Annotated in this window: 12 protein-coding genes; 6 read left to right on the plus strand and 6 right to left on the minus strand. The window is 71.7% G+C overall.

What is annotated here, in order from left to right; translation table 11 throughout:
* Window positions 1-81: 81 nt before the first annotated feature.
* The gene (gene metH / locus E4U91_RS07150) at window positions 82-3,600 is read right to left on the minus strand and encodes a methionine synthase (RefSeq protein WP_137306038.1); all 3,519 of its coding nucleotides are present in this window, start codon (window positions 3,598-3,600) and stop codon (window positions 82-84) included.
* 353 nt (window positions 3,601-3,953) lie between these two features.
* Between metH and E4U91_RS07155 the strand changes: the two genes are divergently transcribed.
* From E4U91_RS07155 to E4U91_RS07175, 5 genes are all read left to right on the plus strand, one after another.
* Window positions 3,954-4,727, plus strand: coding sequence for an IclR family transcriptional regulator (locus tag E4U91_RS07155; protein WP_137306039.1), 774 nt, complete (start codon window positions 3,954-3,956; stop codon window positions 4,725-4,727).
* Window positions 4,728-5,094: 367 nt separating this feature from the next.
* Window positions 5,095-5,889: an MIP/aquaporin family protein gene (locus E4U91_RS07160; protein WP_137306040.1), complete on the plus strand. Its 795-nt coding sequence runs from the start codon at window positions 5,095-5,097 to the stop codon at window positions 5,887-5,889.
* A gap of 124 nt (window positions 5,890-6,013) precedes the next feature.
* Complete coding sequence (glpK, locus tag E4U91_RS07165; protein ID WP_137306041.1) at window positions 6,014-7,552, plus strand: glycerol kinase GlpK; 1,539 nt, start codon at window positions 6,014-6,016, stop codon at window positions 7,550-7,552.
* A gap of 45 nt (window positions 7,553-7,597) precedes the next feature.
* Window positions 7,598-9,214, plus strand: coding sequence for a glycerol-3-phosphate dehydrogenase/oxidase (locus E4U91_RS07170; RefSeq protein ID WP_137306042.1), 1,617 nt, complete (start codon window positions 7,598-7,600; stop codon window positions 9,212-9,214).
* 218 nt (window positions 9,215-9,432) lie between these two features.
* Entirely contained in the window at window positions 9,433-10,413 is a 981-nt protein-coding gene (locus tag E4U91_RS07175; RefSeq protein WP_137306043.1) for a PAC2 family protein, read from the plus strand.
* Window positions 10,414-10,484: 71 nt separating this feature from the next.
* On the opposite strand, the gene mshC is transcribed toward E4U91_RS07175, so the two are convergent.
* The 4 genes from mshC to E4U91_RS07195 all read right to left on the minus strand — a co-directional run bounded on the left by mshC (window position 10,485) and on the right by E4U91_RS07195 (window position 14,079).
* A complete protein-coding gene (gene mshC, locus E4U91_RS07180; RefSeq protein ID WP_137306044.1) occupies window positions 10,485-11,714 on the minus strand; it encodes a cysteine--1-D-myo-inosityl 2-amino-2-deoxy-alpha-D-glucopyranoside ligase in 1,230 nt (409 codons plus the stop codon).
* A 194-nt stretch (window positions 11,715-11,908) separates the two neighbouring features.
* Window positions 11,909-12,751, minus strand: coding sequence for an SCO1664 family protein (locus E4U91_RS07185; RefSeq protein ID WP_174867765.1), 843 nt, complete (start codon window positions 12,749-12,751; stop codon window positions 11,909-11,911).
* Window positions 12,715-13,305, minus strand: coding sequence for a DUF3090 domain-containing protein (locus E4U91_RS07190; RefSeq protein WP_137306046.1), 591 nt, complete (start codon window positions 13,303-13,305; stop codon window positions 12,715-12,717). Before E4U91_RS07190 ends, E4U91_RS07185 begins: the two co-directional genes overlap by 37 nt.
* An 87-nt stretch (window positions 13,306-13,392) precedes the next feature.
* Window positions 13,393-14,079, minus strand: a complete 687-nt coding sequence (locus tag E4U91_RS07195) for a histidine phosphatase family protein (RefSeq protein WP_137306047.1) — start codon at window positions 14,077-14,079, stop codon at window positions 13,393-13,395.
* Between the two features lie 87 nt (window positions 14,080-14,166).
* On the opposite strand from E4U91_RS07195, the gene corA reads away from it, so the two are divergent.
* Window positions 14,167-15,162 carry a magnesium/cobalt transporter CorA gene (gene corA, locus E4U91_RS07200; RefSeq protein ID WP_168218250.1) on the plus strand — a complete coding sequence of 332 codons (996 nt, stop codon included), beginning with the start codon at window positions 14,167-14,169 and terminating at the stop codon, window positions 15,160-15,162.
* A gap of 6 nt (window positions 15,163-15,168) precedes the next feature.
* On the opposite strand, the gene E4U91_RS07205 is transcribed toward corA, so the two are convergent.
* A complete protein-coding gene (locus E4U91_RS07205) occupies window positions 15,169-15,957 on the minus strand; it encodes a ferritin-like domain-containing protein (protein WP_137306049.1) in 789 nt (262 codons plus the stop codon).
* Window positions 15,958-15,968: the final 11 nt, after the last annotated feature.

Here is a 15,968-nt window from a genome sequence, read left to right on the forward strand (position 1 = left end):
GACTGCTCCGTCGTTCCCGGAGCGGGTGTCGAGGGCGGCTCGAGCGCGCGCCGTCAGCGGGCGTCGAAGTACCGCGCGCCGTCAGCGGGCGTTGAAGTACTTCGCCTCCGGGTGGTGGATCACGATGGCGTCGGTGGACTGCTCGGGGTGCAGCTGGAACTCCTCCGACAGGTGGACGCCGATCCGCTCGGGCTCCAGCAACTCGGCGATCTTGGCGCGGTCCTCCAGGTCGGGGCAGGCGCCGTAGCCCAGGGAGAAGCGGGCGCCGCGGTACTTCAGCTCGAACATGCCCTGCATCTCGTCGGGGTCGTCCCCGGCGAAGCCCAGCTCGGCACGCACGCGGGCGTGCCAGTACTCGGCGAGGGCCTCCGCGAGCTGCACCGACAGGCCGTGCAGCTCCAGGTAGTCGCGGTAGGAGTTCGAGGCGAACAGCCGGGCGGTCTCCTCACCGATGCGCGAGCCGACGGTGACCACCTGGAAGCCGACGACGTCCGTCTCCCCCGACTCCTCGGGGCGGAAGAAGTCGGCCAGGCACAGCCGGCGCCCGCGGCGCTGGCGCGGGAAGGTGAAGCGGGTGCGCTCGTTGCCCCGCTCGTCCAGGACGATCAGGTCGTCGTCCTTGGAGACGCACGGGAAGTAGCCGTAGACGACGGCCGCCTCGAGCAGGTTGTCCGTCTGGAGGCGGTCCAGCAGGCCGCGCAGGCGGGGCCGGCCCTCGGTCTCGACGAGGTCCTCGTACGTCGGCCCTTCGCCGGTGCGGGCCTGCTTCAGTCCCCACTGGCCCTTGAACAGGGCGCCCTCGTCGAGCCAGGAGGCGTACTCCTTGAGCGGGATGCCCTTGATGATGCGGGTGCCGAAGAACGGCGGCTCGGGCACGGGGTTGTCCGTGGCCACGTCCGAGCGGACGTGGCCCTCCTCCGGGCGCTCCTCGACCTCCACGGTGGCGGCCCGCACCCGGCGCTGCCTGAGCTCGGGCAGCTTGGCGCCGGGCACCCCGCGCTTGACGCCGATGAGGGCGTCCATCAGGCGCAGGCCCTCGAAGGCGTCGCGGGCGTAGCGGACCTCGCCCTGGTAGATCTCGTGCAGGTCCTGCTCGACGTACGCGCGCGTGAGCGCCGCACCGCCGAGGATGACCGGGAAGTCGGCCGCGAGACCGCGCTGGTTGAGCTCCTCCAGGTTCTCCTTCATGATCACCGTGGACTTGACCAGGAGCCCGGACATGCCGATGACGTCGGCCCGGTGCTCCTCGGCGGCTTCCAGGATCGCGGAGACGGGCTGCTTGATGCCGAGGTTGACCACGTTGTAGCCGTTGTTGGACAGGATGATGTCGACGAGGTTCTTGCCGATGTCGTGGACGTCGCCGCGCACGGTCGCCAGCACGATCGTGCCCTTGCCGGCCTCGTCGCCCTCGACCTTCTCCATGTGCGGTTCGAGGTGGGCGACGGCCGCCTTCATCACCTCGGCGGACTGCAGCACGAACGGCAGCTGCATCTGCCCGGAGCCGAACAGCTCACCGACGACCTTCATCCCGTCCAGCAGGATCTCGTTGACGATGTCCAGCGCGGGCCGCTCCCGCAGGGCCTCGTCGAGGTCGGCCTCCAGGCCGTTGCGTTCGCCGTCGATGATGCGCCGCTTGAGCCGCTCGTCCAGCGGCAGCGCGGCCAGCTCCTCGGCCCGGCCCGCCTTCAGCGACTTCGCGGTCGCGCCCTCGAACAGCTGCATGAGCTTTTGCAGCGGGTCGTAGCCCTCGCTGCGCCGGTCGTGGATCAGATCGAGCGCCGTGCGGACCTCCTCCTCGCTGAACCGCGCGATCGGGAGGATCTTCGACGCGTGGACGATCGCGGAGTCCAGGCCGGCCTTGACGCACTCGTCGAGGAAGACGGAGTTGAGCAGGATGCGCGCGGCCGGGTTCAGGCCGAAGGAGATGTTGGACAGGCCGAGCGTGGTCTGCACCTCGGGGTGGCGGCGCTTGAGTTCACGGATCGCCTCGATCGTCGCGATGCCGTCCTTGCGGGACTCCTCCTGGCCGGTGCAGATGGTGAAGGTCAGGGTGTCGATGAGGATGTCCGACTCCCGGATGCCCCAGGTGCCGGTCAGGTCGGCGATGAGCCGCTCGGCGATCGCGACCTTCTTCTCGGGGGTGCGGGCCTGGCCCTCCTCGTCGATGGTCAGCGCGATCAGCGCCGCCCCGTGCTCCTTCGCCAGCTGCGTGACCTTCACGAACCGCGACTGGGGCCCGTCGCCGTCCTCGTAGTTGACGGAGTTGATCACCGCGCGGCCGCCGAGCTTCTCCAGACCCGCCCGCAGGACCTCGACCTCGGTGGAGTCCAGCACGACCGGCAGCGTGGAGGCCGTCGCCAGGCGTCCGGCCAGCTCCCGCATGTCCGCGACCCCGTCCCGCCCGACGTAGTCCACGCACAGGTCGAGCATGTGTGCACCCTCGCGGATCTGCTCCCGGGCGATCTCCACACAGTCGTCCCAGCGGCCCGCGAGCATCGCCTCACGGAACTTCTTCGAACCGTTGGCGTTGGTGCGCTCCCCGATCGCCAGGTAGGAGGTGTCCTGACGGAACGGCACGGACTGGTAGAGCGAGGCCGCGCCCGGCTCGGGCTGCGGGGAGCGTTCGGCCGGAGCGGCGTCGCGCACGCGCTCGACGAGCCGGCGCAGGTGCTCCGGGGTGGTGCCGCAGCAGCCGCCGACCAGGTTCAGGCCGTAGTCGCGGACGAAGTTCTCCTGGGCGTCCGCCAGGCCCTCCGGGTCGAGGGGGAAGTGGGCGCCGTCCTTGGTGAGGATGGGCAGACCCGCGTTCGGCATGCACAGCAGCGGGATCCGCGCGTGCCGCGTGAGGTAGCGCAGGTGCTCGCTCATCTCGGCGGGGCCGGTGGAACAGTTCAGGCCGATCATGTCGATGCCCAGCGGCTCCAGGGCCGTCAGGGCCGCGCCGATCTCGGAGCCGAGCAGCATCGTGCCGGTCGTCTCGAACGCCATCGACACCAGCAACGGCACCTCGACGCCCGTCGCCTCCATCGCGCGCCGCGCGCCCAGCACCGACGCCTTGGTCTGCAGCAGGTCCTGCGTGGTCTCCACGATCAGGGCGTCGGCGCCGCCGGCCAGCAGGCCCTCGGCGTTCTGCTGGAAGCCGTCGCGGATCGTGCCGTAGGGCACGTGGCCGAGGGTGGGCAGCTTGGTACCGGGACCGATCGAGCCCAGCACCCAGCGGCGGCGGCCGTCGCGGGCCGTGTGGGCGTCGGCCGCCTCGCGGGCGATGCGGGCGCCCGCCTCCGACAGTTCCTCGACGCGGTCGGCGATGTCGTACTCGGCCATGGCCGCGTGGTTGGCGCCGAACGTGTTGGTCTCGACGCAGTCGACCCCCGCGTCGAAGTACGCCTCGTGCACCGAGCGCACGATGTCCGGGCGGGTGACGTTGAGGATCTCGTTGCAGCCCTCGAGCTGCTGGAAGTCCTCCAGCGTGGGCTCATGGGCCTGGAGCATCGTGCCCATCGCCCCGTCGGCGACCACCACACGGGTGGCGAGGGCCTCACGGAGCGCGGACACACGGGCCCGGCTGTCGGTGGAAGGGGTCGGCGGCACAGAGGCCATGGAAGGGCTCCCTCGGGTGCGACGGCTGTCGGCTTTGCCTCCCCCAGGATGCGTGCACGACGGCTCGCGGGGAGAGCGCACGCCGTCAGGGTAGCCGGGACGGAGGGCATATGGTCAGGGCGTCCACGGGGCGGACGCCGATGACCGCCGGGCCACTCCCGGGGGACGGACGTCGGAACGCATGCCGTCGGACCATTGGCAGGAGGTCGGCATGGACCGGTAGTGTTCGGCATTGCCGAACGGTGACAGTTCGCACTGCGCGCGGCGGGCGGACGCCCGACGGCGCGTCCGTGCGGACACGGGCGGGACGGCCGCGGGGCCGGACGGTCGAAGGGGACGGAGGCAGGACGGCGATGGCACGGAACATCCAGTCGCTCGAACGGGCGGCCGCGATGCTGCGGCTGCTCGCGGGCGGCGAGCGGCGGCTCGGCCTGTCGGACATCGCCTCGTCGCTCGGCCTGGCCAAGGGCACCGCCCACGGCATCCTGCGCACGCTCCAGCAGGAGGGGTTCGTCGAGCAGGACGAGGCCTCCGGCCGCTACCAGCTGGGCGCCGAACTGCTGCGCCTGGGCACCACCTACCTGGACGTGCACGAGCTGCGGGCCCGGGCCCTGGTCTGGACGGACGACCTGGCCCGCTCCAGCGGCGAGAGCGTCCACCTCGGCGTCCTGCACCAGCAGGGCGTGCTGATCGTGCACCACGTCTTCCGCCCCGACGACAGCCGGCAGGTGCTGGAGATCGGCGCCATGCAGCCGTTGCACTCCACCGCCCTGGGCAAGGTGCTGTCGGCCTACGACCCGGTGGCGCACAGCGAGGCCCTGGAGGCCGACCGCAAGGCGTTCACCGACCGCACCGTGTGCGACCTGGACGACTTCGAGCAGCTCCTGGACATCACGCGCGCGCGGGGCTACGCGGCCGACGTGGAGGAGACCTGGGAGGGCGTCGCGTCCATCGCCGCCCCCATCCACGACCGGCGGCGCATGCCGGTCGGCGCAGTCGGCATCACCGGCGCCGTGGAGCGGCTGTGCCGGTCCGACGACGAGGGCGCGCTGCGGCCCGAGCTGATCGCGGCGGTGCGGGACTGCGCCCGCGCGGTGTCGCGGGACCTGGGCGCCGGGCGCTTCTGAGCGGTTGCCCCGGGCGCTGCCGCGGGGAGTCGGACCACCACCATCCTCACCGGGACGCCTGGTCGGCGTTCCGGTTTCTACCTACCCTTCGACGGACAAAAAGGGTGAGTCGTCGGTCCTGCCTGCTGAAGATCGATAGCACAGGGCGATCAATAACGATCGTGCTTTCGATAACAGGACTCTTGACGGGTGCGTAACGCCACAGCAAGACTCCCGTCCATCGGTCGGCATTGTCGAACACCTACCGGCAATACGCGCTAGAGTGTGACAACGCCAAGGGCCGGCATCGCTCTCATCACCGAGGGCGCCAGATCCCCGGCGGGACCCGGGGATCGGCTTCCCTGGACGAAGGACAAAGGAGTCGCGGGTGTCCAGCTCCGACATCTTCATCGGCGAGACCATCGGTACCGCCATACTCATCCTGCTCGGCGGCGGTGTGTGCGCCGCCGTCACGCTGAAGGCCTCCAAGGCCCGCAACGCCGGTTGGCTCGCCATCACCTTCGGGTGGGGCTTCGCCGTGCTCACCGCGGTCTACACCTCGGCGCCCCTGTCGGGCGCCCACCTCAACCCGGCCGTGACGCTCGCCCTCGCCATCAAGGACGGCGACTGGAGCAACGTGCCCGCGTACTGGGGCGGACAGATCCTCGGCGCCATGATCGGCGCGACCTTGGTCTGGGTCGCCTACTACGGCCAGTTCCACGCGCACCTCACCGACCGGGAGATCGTCGGCGGCCCGGGTGCGCAGGCCACGGCGGCCAAGGCCGTCGAGGCCCAGGAGAAGGGCGCCGGCCCGGTCCTGGGCGTCTTCTCCACCGGTCCGGAGATCCGCAACGCGGTGCAGAACCTCGCCACGGAGATCATCGGCACGATCGTGCTGGTGCTCGCCGTGCTCACGCAGGGCCTGAACGACAAGGGCAACGGCCTCGGCACCCTGGGCGCGCTGATCACCGCGCTCGTGGTGGTCTCCATCGGCCTCTCGCTCGGCGGACCGACCGGCTACGCGATCAACCCGGCCCGTGACCTCGGCCCGCGCATCGTGCACTCCCTCCTGCCCCTGCCCAACAAGGGCGGCTCCGACTGGAGCTACGCCTGGGTCCCCGTGGTCGGCCCGCTGATCGGCGGCGCCATCGCGGCGGGCATCTACAACGTGGCGTTCGCCTAGTCACCGAGTTTCGGCACCGCGCTTCGCCCGTTCGGGTGAGGAGCACGAAACTCCCCGCGCACGCCGTACGTACAAGCCCTCAAGACCCGAGCACCCAAGACCACGGATTCCCCAGGAGCACAGAGTGACCGACGCCCACACCGCCGGCCCGTTCATCGCCGCCATCGACCAGGGCACCACCTCCTCGCGCTGCATCGTCTTCGACCGCGACGGGCGCATCGTCTCCGTCGACCAGAAGGAGCACGAGCAGATCTTCCCCAAGCCGGGCTGGGTCGAGCACGACGCCACCGAGATCTGGACCAACGTCCAGGAGGTCGTCGCCGGCGCCGTCGAGAAGGCCGGCATCACCCGCGACGACATCAAGGCCATCGGCATCACCAACCAGCGCGAGACCACCGTGCTGTGGGACAAGAACACCGGTGAGCCCGTCCACAACGCCATCGTCTGGCAGGACACCCGCACCGACGCCCTGTGCCGGGAACTCGGCCGCAACGTCGGCCAGGACCGCTTCCGCCGCGAGACCGGCCTGCCCCTCGCCTCCTACTTCGCCGGCCCCAAGGCCCGCTGGCTGCTCGAGAACGTCGAGGGCCTCCAGGAGCGCGCCGAGGCCGGCGACATCCTCTTCGGCACCATGGACAGCTGGGTCATCTGGAACCTGACCGGCGGTGTCGACGGCGGCCGGCACGTCACCGACGTCACCAACGCCTCCCGCACCCTGCTGATGAACCTCCACACCATGGAGTGGGACGAGCGGATCGCCGAGTCGATCGGCGTGCCGCTGCAGATCCTGCCGGAGATCCGCTCCTCGGCCGAGGTCTACGGCGAGATCAAGGGCGGCAAGCTGGGCGACCTGCTCGGCGGCATCCCGGTCGCCTCCGCGCTCGGCGACCAGCAGGCGGCCCTGTTCGGCCAGACCTGCTTCTCCGAGGGCGAGACCAAGTCGACGTACGGCACCGGCACCTTCATGGTGATGAACACCGGCGAGAAGATCATCAACTCGTACGCCGGCCTGCTCACCACCGTGGGCTACAAGATCGGCGACCAGGACACGGTCTACGCCCTGGAGGGCTCGATCGCCGTCACCGGTTCGCTGGTGCAGTGGATGCGCGACCAGATGGGCCTGGTCTCCACCGCCGCCGAGATCGAGACGCTCGCGCTGTCCGTCGAGGACAACGGCGGCGCCTACTTCGTGCCCGCCTTCTCCGGCCTGTTCGCCCCGCACTGGCGCTCCGACGCCCGCGGTGTGATCGCCGGCCTCACCCGGTACGTCACCAAGGCGCACCTCGCACGGGCCGTCCTGGAGGCCACCGCGTGGCAGACCCGGGAGATCGCCGACGCCATGGTGAAGGACTCCGGCGTCGAGCTGGTGACCCTCAAGGTCGACGGCGGCATGACGGCGAACAACCTGCTGATGCAGACCCTCTCGGACGTCCTGGACGCGCCCGTGGTGCGCCCGATGGTCGCCGAGACCACCTGCCTCGGCGCCGCCTACGCCGCCGGTCTCGCCGTCGGCTTCTGGAACAGCACCGACGACCTGCGCGCCAACTGGCGCCGGGCCGCCGAGTGGACCCCCCGCATGGACGCGGAGACCCGCGACCGTGAGTACAAGAACTGGCTCAAGGCCGTCGAGCGGACCATGGGCTGGATCGAGGACGAGAGCTGAGCTGCCTGCCCCCGCGACAGCTCTGACGAGGAGTAAGTACCCGACATGACCACTCAGTCCACCCTGCAGTCCGTGCCTGCCCTGGGGACGCACCCGTCCTCCGGCTCCGCCCCGAGCCGAGCCGAGACCCGGGAGCAGCTCTCCAAGGCGCAGTACGACCTCCTGGTGATCGGCGGCGGCATCCTGGGCATCTCCACCGCCTGGCACGCCGCGCAGTCCGGCCTCAGGGTGGCCCTGGTCGACGCCGGCGACTTCGCCGGCGCCACCTCCTCCGCCTCCTCCAAGCTGCTCCACGGCGGTCTGCGCTACCTGCAGACCGGCGCGGTGAAGCTGGTGGCGGAGAACCACTTCGAGCGCCGTGCGGTCTCCCGCCAGGTGGCCCCCCACCTGGCGAACCCGCTGACCTTCTACCTCCCCGTGTACAAGGGCGGGCCGCACGGCGCGGCGAAGCTCGGGGCGGGCGTGTTCGCCTACTCCGCGCTCTCCGCGTTCGGCGACGGCGTCGGCCACCTGCTCTCCCCCGCCAAGGCGGCGCAGGACGTGCCGGAGCTGCGCACGGAGAACCTCAAGGCCGTGGCCGTGTACGGCGACGACCAGATGAACGACGCGCGCATGGCGCTGATGACGGTCCGCGCGGCCGTCGAGTCGGGCGCCGTGGTGCTGAACCACGCCGAGGTCACCGGCCTGCGCTTCACCCGGGGCCGGGTGACCGGCGCCGAGCTGCGCGACCGGCTCTCCGGCGACGAGTTCGGCGTGAACGCCCGGCTGGTGCTGAACGCGACCGGCCCCTGGGTCGACCACCTGCGCCGCATGGAGGACCCCGCCGCGGCGCCGTCCATCCGGCTGTCCAAGGGCGCCCACCTGGTGCTGAAGCGCACCGCCCCGTGGCGGGCCGCGCTCGCCACCCCGATCGACAAGTACCGGATCACCTTCGCGCTGCCCTGGGAGGACATGCTCCTGCTCGGCACGACCGACGAGGTGTACGAGGGCGACCCGGCCGACGTCGCGGTCAACGACAAGGACATAGCCCAGATCCTCGACGAGGCCGCGTTCTCCGTGCGCGACCAGCAGCTGGACCGCGACCTGATCACGTACGCCTTCGCCGGCCTGCGGGTGCTGCCCGGCGGCCCCGGCGACACCGCCAAGGCCAAGCGGGAGACGGTCGTCACCGAGGGCCGCGGCGGGATGCTGTCCGTCGCGGGCGGCAAGTGGACGACGTTCCGGCACATCGGCCGCACGGTGATGAAGAAGCTGGAGGCGCTGCCCGGCCACCCGCTGGGCGACGACTTCGAACCGATCGCCTCGCTGCCGAAGCGGCTGCCGCTGCCGGGTGTCGCCAACCCGCGCGCGGTCGCCCACCGGCTGCTCGTCGACAACCCGGCGCCCGGCCCGCGCATGGCGGCCGACACCGCCAAGCACCTGGCGACCCACTACGGCTCCCTGGCCTTCGACATCGCCCGCCTGGCGAACGAGGATCCGGAGCTGGGCCGCCGCGTCCACCCCGACGCCCCCGAGATCTGGGCCCAGGTCGTCTACGCCCGGGACCACGAGTGGGCCGAGACGGCGGACGACGTGCTGCGCCGCCGGACGACGCTGACCATCCGGGGCCTGGCCACGGACGAGGTCCGCGCGAAGGTGCAGGACGTGCTCGACGGGAAGTGACCGGCCCGGCCGGACCGGAAGGGGCGTCCGCGCACCGGCGCGGACGCCCCTTCCGGGCTGTCCGGCGCGCGTCGTCGATCTTCACGCGCCGGTGGTGTTCACCGGTGGGGAACGGGGCAGTGATCCGTTCGTCCCCGGTGCAAGGGGGCTGCGGGCGCCCCCGCCGCACGCCGTAAGGTTGGGTGGTCAGGCGAGGGCACGTCGGAAGGAGGCGCTGGGTGATCGAGCTCGAGGGGGTTCCCGAGCTGATCGACCCGGTCATGGTGGCCGCGTTCGAGGGCTGGAACGATGCCGGCGACGCCGCCTCCACCGCGGTCGCGCATCTCGAGAGGGAGTGGAAGGGCGAGGTGTTCGCGGCGCTCGACGCCGAGGACTACTACGACTTCCAGGTCAACCGTCCCACGGTGTGGATGGACGCGGGCGTACGGAAGATCACCTGGCCGACGACGAGACTGTCGGTGGTGCGCGTCGGCGGCGAGAAGCCGCGGGACCTGGTCCTGGTCCGCGGCATCGAACCGTCCATGCGCTGGCGCTCGTTCTGCAACGAGCTGCTGGGCTTCGCGCACGAGCTGGGTGTGGAGCTGGTGGTCGTCCTGGGTGCCCTGCTCGGTGACACCCCGCACACCCGTCCGGTGCCGATCAGCGGCACCACGTCCGACCCGGACCTGGCCCGCCGGATGGACCTGGAGGAGACCAAGTACGAGGGGCCCACGGGCATCGTCGGTGTCCTGCAGGAGGCGTGCACGCACGCGGGCGTGCCGGCGGTGAGCCTCTGGGCGGCCGTACCGCACTACGTGTCGCAGCCGCCGAACCCGAAGGCCACGCTGGCCCTGCTGAACCGGCTGGAGGACCTGATCGACGTGCGCATCCCGCTGGGCGAGCTGCCCGAGGACGCGCGCGCGTGGCAGGTGGGCGTGGACCAGCTCGCCGCGGAGGACAGCGAGGTCGCCGAGTACGTGCAGACGCTGGAGGAGGCCCGGGACACCGCCGAGCTGCCGGAGGCGTCCGGTGAGGCGATCGCCCGGGAGTTCGAGCGGTACCTGCGGCGCCGCGACGGCGGCCCGGCGGAGGGCGACACGGGTCCGGGGACGCCGCCCTACCGGTGGGAGGGCCACGGGGAGCGCACGCGGCCCCCGAAGCCACCGAAGCCGAGCGGCGAGGACGACGGCGCGTCGGGGGACCGGCCGTCCGAGGACTGACGGTCCGACGTGCCGAGGGGCGCGCTTCCCGCGGGAAGCGCGCCCCTCGGCGCGTTCGGGTCAGGCGTCGCTCAGAGCGCCACGCCCAGCAGGGCGTCCACGGCGCGGGAGACGACGCCGGGGGCGGCGGTGTCGGTGCCGCCCTGTGTGTCCTGGAGTTGCGCCCAGCGGTCCACCGCGGCCAGCGCGGCCGGGGCGTCCAGGTCGGTGGCCAGGGCCGCGCGGATCTCCTCCACCAGGGCGTCGGCTGACGGACCGTCGGGCCGGGACACCGCCGCGCGCCAGCGGCCGAGGCGGGCCTGGGCGTCGGCGAGCACCTGGTCGGTCCACTCCCAGTCGGCCCGGTAGTGGTGGGCGAGCAGGGCGAGCCGGATCGCGGCCGGGTCGACGCCGTCGCGGCGCAGCTGCGAGACGAAGACGAGGTTGCCCTTGGACTTGGACATCTTCTCGCCGTGCAGGGCGACCATGCCGGCGTGGACGTACGCCTTCGCCATGGGGAACTCGCCGGTGAGCACCTGGGCGTGCGAAGCGCCCATCTCGTGGTGCGGGAAGGCCAGGTCGGAGCCGCCGCCCTGGACGTCGAAGCCCATGCCGAGGTGGTCCAGGGCGATGGCGACGCACTCGATGTGCCAGCCGGGGCGGCCGCGGCCGAGCGAGCCGCCGTCCCAGCTGGGCTCGCCCTCACGGGCGGCCATCCACAGCATCGGGTCGAGCGGGTTCTTCTTGCCGGGCCGGTCGGGGTCGCCGCCCCGTTCGGCGGACAGCAGCCGCATGGCGGCGGCGTCGAGGCGGGAGACCTGGCCGAAGTGCGGGTCGGACTCGACGGAGAAGTAGACGTCGCCGTCGAGCTCGTAGGCGGCGCCGAGCTCGCGCAGGCGCTCCACCAGCGGCACGATGCCGGGTATCGCCTCGACGGCCCCGATGTAGTGGCGCGGCGGGAGCATCCGCAGGGCGATCATGTCCTCGCGGAAGAGGGCGGTCTCCTTCTCGGCGAGGGCGACCCAGTCGACGTCGTCCCGCTGGGCACGCTCCAGCAGCGGGTCGTCGACGTCGGTGACGTTCTGGACGTAGTGGACCTGCCGCTTGGTGTCGAGCCACACGCGCTGTACGAGGTCGAACGCGTTGTACGTCGCCGCGTGCCCCATGTGGGTGGCGTCGTACGGCGTGATGCCGCAGACGTAGATGCGGGCGACGGGACCGGGGTCGAGGGTGACCAGGCCGCCGGTCGCGGTGTCGTGGATCCTCAGGTCGCGGCCCTGACCAGGCAGGGCGGGGACCTCGGAAGCGGGCCAGGCATGCATGTCATGAGCCTAACCGGACCGGAGTTCGGTATACGAACCGGTGCGGTCCGGATGACCGGGAAGGCGTTCTTGTGGATCGCGGTCGGATGTGCAGGCGGGGCTGGATCGCGGGGGTGTGCACCGGTTCGGGGCAGGTGGTCCCGCCTGGGGCGCCGATATCCCCTATACGGCTGTATGGGTGGCCGGCCGTGCGCTCACACGGGTGGCCAGGGGATCGCGGGCCACTCCCCGCCGGGCTCCGGGTGCCGGCCGGAGGTCAGCAGCGCCTCGACCCGCGCGCGCGTGGCGTCGACCTCGGCGGGCGTGAGGAGGTCGGCGAGCGACGCCGTGAGGTGCCCGTCGGGCTCCAGGGCGCCCCTGAGGGCCTTGAGGATGTCCAGGGCCTCACCGGTCAGGGGCTCCCCCGCCCACCCCCACAGGAGGGTGCGCAGCTTGTCCTCGACGTGGAAGGTGACGCCGTGGTCGATGCCGTGGAGCCGGCCGTCGGCGGTGGGCAGCAGGTGGCCGCCCTTGCGGTCGGCGTTGTTGATCACCGCGTCGAGCACGGCGAGCCGGCGCAGCCGTTCGTCGTCGGCGTGCACGAGCAGCGCGGTGCGTCCCTCGCCCACCTCGGCGAAGCCGATGGCCTTCCAGCCCGGCTCCGGCTCCTCGGCGTCCACGAGGGCGAGCAGGTCGGGCGCGTCGGCCTCGGCGGCCACCTCGATCCACAGCTGGCACATGCCCTCGCCGTACGGCCCGTCGCGCAGCACGGTCGGCGGTACGAGGCCCCAGCCGGTCGCCTCGGAGACGCGGTACGCGGCGACCTCGCGCCGGGCGAGGTTGCCGTCGGGGAAGTCCCACAGGGGCCGCTCGCCGGCGACCGGCTTGTAGACGCAGGCGGCCTCGCGGCCGTCGAGCGCCACGGCGCAGTACAGGGCCGCGTTGGAGGCGTCGCGGATGCGGCCGCGCACGGTGAGCTCCCCGCGCGCGAGGAGGTCCGCGACGGCCGGGTCGGCGGTCGTCACGCCCCGCGGCGGTATCCGTTCTGGCGCGGACATACGTGTCCTTCCGGGTCGAGCGGCAGACTGCACAGCGGGCACGGGGGCCGGCCGGCGTTGACGACGTCGAGGGCGCGCTTGGCGAACGCCCGGGCCTGGGAGCCGGTGAGCCGGACCCGCAGCATCGGGGGCCCGTTCTCCTCGTCCTGCAGGAGCCGTTCCTCGGCCTCGGCGAGGTCCTCCTCGGACTCGGCGTCGAGCTCCACGAGGGCCTGCGCCTCGACGATCATGCGCTGTTCCTCGCCGTCCCAGGCGAGGGCCATGGTGCCGACCCGGAACTCCTCCTCGACGGGTGTCTCGAGGGGAGCGGTGTCGGCGTTCTCGGCGGACGCCACCGCGGGTACCGCGGCGCTGCCGCCGCTACGGCGTACGACCTCGTCCAGCAGCTCGTCCATGCGCTCGGCGAGCGCTGCGACCTGGGTCTTCTCCAGGGCCACGCTGGTCACGCGGGTGCCGGCGGTCGCCTGGAGGAAGAAGGTACGGCGCCCGGGCAGTCCGACCGTACCGGCCACGAAGCGGTCCGGGGGGTCGTAGAGGAACACCTGACGGGACACGTCCTGTCTCCATGGGAATCGTGAATACGTGAACGTCCATGCGTGAACGCGCGCGTGCGGACCGCTTCACCCTACTGCGGCGAACGATCACCGTGCGCCCGCGTCACCCCCCACCGTGGCGTCCCCGGCGGGCGGCTCCTCCCGGGGCACGAGCGAGGCGAAGTCGCCGGTGTCGCCGAGGCGCACCAGGAAGGGGCGCAGCCGGGTGTAGCGGATCACGGTGACGGAGCACGGTTCCACGGAGATCCGCTGGAAGAGGTCCAGGTGCAGGCCGAGCGCCTCGGCGACGAGCGACTTGATGATGTCGCCGTGCGAGCACATGAGGTAGACGGCGTCGGGACCGTGGTCGCGCTCCACGCGCGCGTTCCACTCGCGCACCGCCTCGGCGGCGCGGCTCTGCATGGTGCGCATGGACTCGCCGCCGGGGAAGGCGGCGGCGGAGGGGTGGGCCTGGACGACCTGCATGAGGGGTTCGTCCGTCAGTTCGGCCAGCTTGCGGCCGCTCCAGTCGCCGTAGTCGCACTCGTTGATGCGGTCCTCGGTGTGCACGGGCAGGCCGGGGCGGGCGTCGAGGAGCGGCTGGAGGGTTTCCCGGCAGCGCTGCAGGGGACTGGTGACGACCTCGGCGATCGGGAGGTCCGCGAGCCGTCCGGGCAGCGCGGCGGCCTGCTCGAGGCCGCGTTCGTCGAGTGCGACACCGGGGGTCCGGCCGGCGAGCACGGCCGAGGTGTTGGCGGTGGACCGTCCGTGCCGGACGAGGATCAGCGTGGGCATGCCGCCCAGGGTAGGCGCACGCGGGTGTGCGCCGGCGGACCGGGGAAAGACGCACGGGGTGACCAGTGGGAAGGGAGAATGCACTCCGTGATCGTGGACTGCGCCATCTACCGTGACGGGCGTCGCCGGGAGGGGCCCGGGGACTTCTCCGACGCGCTCGACGAGGCGCGGTCGGCGGGCGGCTTCGTGTGGATCGGGCTGCACGAGCCCAGCGCGGACGAGTTCGACACCGTCGCGGAGGAGTTCGGCCTGCACCCGCTCGCCGTGGAGGACGCCCTCAACGCCCACCAGCGGCCCAAGCTGGAGGTCTACGACGACTCCCTGTTCGTGGTGTTCAAGCCGGTGGTGTACGAGCCGAAGAGCGACGCGGTGTCCACCAGCGAGGTGATGGTCTTCCTCGGCGACGGCTTCGTGGTGACCGTCCGGCACGGCGAGGGCGCGCCGCTGGCGGCCGTGCGCCGCCGTCTGGAGCACGAGCCGCATCTGCTGGCCAAGGGCCCGACGGCGGTGCTGTACGCCATCGCCGACGCCACCGTGGACCACTACCTGGACGTGGCGACGGAGCTGCAGAACGACCTGGAGGAGCTGGAGGCGGAGGTCTTCTCACCGGCCTCGGGCGGCTCGCGCAACACCGCGTCGCGGATCTACACCTTCAAGCGCCAGGTCCTGGAGTTCCGCCGGGCGACCGTCCCGCTGGCCCCGCCGCTGACCCGGCTGGCGGGCACCGCCTCGGCCAACGGCGGCGTGCCGTTCGTGAACGACAGGGCCCGCCCCTTCTTCCGCGACGTCAGCGACCACCTCACGCGCGTGAACGAGTCCGTGGAGGCCCTGGACCGCCTGGTCTCCGACGTCCTGTCAGCCCACCTGGCCCAGATGAGCGTCCGCCAGAACGACGACATGCGGAAGATCTCCGCCTGGGCGGCCATGGCCGCGGTCCCCACGATGATCGCGGGCATCTACGGCATGAACTTCGACCACATGCCGGAACTGCACTGGGTGTGGTCCTACCCGGCGGTGATCGCCCTGATGGCGGGCCTGGTGGGCTTCCTGTACAAGCTGTTCAAACGCCGGGGGTGGCTCTGACGGGCGTCACACGAGCTCGGGGGCCGGGCTCGGTGGGGTGCCCAGGGGGTTGGTGAGGTGAGGGGGCTTCAGGGTGGTCATGCGGTGCCAGCCCGTGAGGCGTTCCCAGGCGTAGACCGTGTGGATGCCGAGGGCGAGGAGTGCCGCCTTGGGGCGGGGCCAGTGGAGGATGCGGCCCATGTGGGACATGACGGCGAGGCTGACGTCGCGGTAGACGCGGATCTCGGCGAGGGCGCACGTGCGCAGGGTGCGCTGGATGGTGCGGCCGTGGCCGGCGCGGGCGAGGCGGAGCAGTTCCTCGTGGCAGTAGGCGAGGTGGTGGTCCTCGTCCTGGGAGATCTGCCGGACCGCGCGGCCGAGGTCGGGGTGGTCGGCGAAGTGCTTGCGCAGCAGCCGCATCTGTTCGGAGGCGCGCTGTTCGGTGACCCGGCTGTGCGCGAGGTAGGTGACGATGTCCTCGACCGTGAGCGGCTGCTCGGCCTTGAGCTTCTCGTGCGGGAGGCCGATGCCGTGGCGTTCGAGGAGCATCGTGTAGTCGGTCTCCGGCGGCACGGGGACCGGCTGCAGGCCGCGCTTGCGCAACAGGGCGGTGAAGATGCGCCCGTGCTTGTCCTCGTCCGCGCCGTGCCGGGCGATCTTGGGGGCGAGGGCGCGCTCCTCGCGCGGGGCCAGCGCGGCGATGCGGGCGTTCTCCCAGCCGCCCTGGGCCTCGCCGCCGGCGGCGATGGAGCAGAACAGCGCGTACGACTCGTCGTGGTCGAGGATCTCCTGGAACAGACTCTTGGCCGAAAGCATCGTCGGGGCAC

Origin of the sequence: Streptomyces lasalocidi (genome assembly GCF_005280215.1) — a bacterium.
Taxonomy (GTDB): Bacteria; Actinomycetota; Actinomycetes; order Streptomycetales; family Streptomycetaceae; genus Streptomyces; species Streptomyces longwoodensis.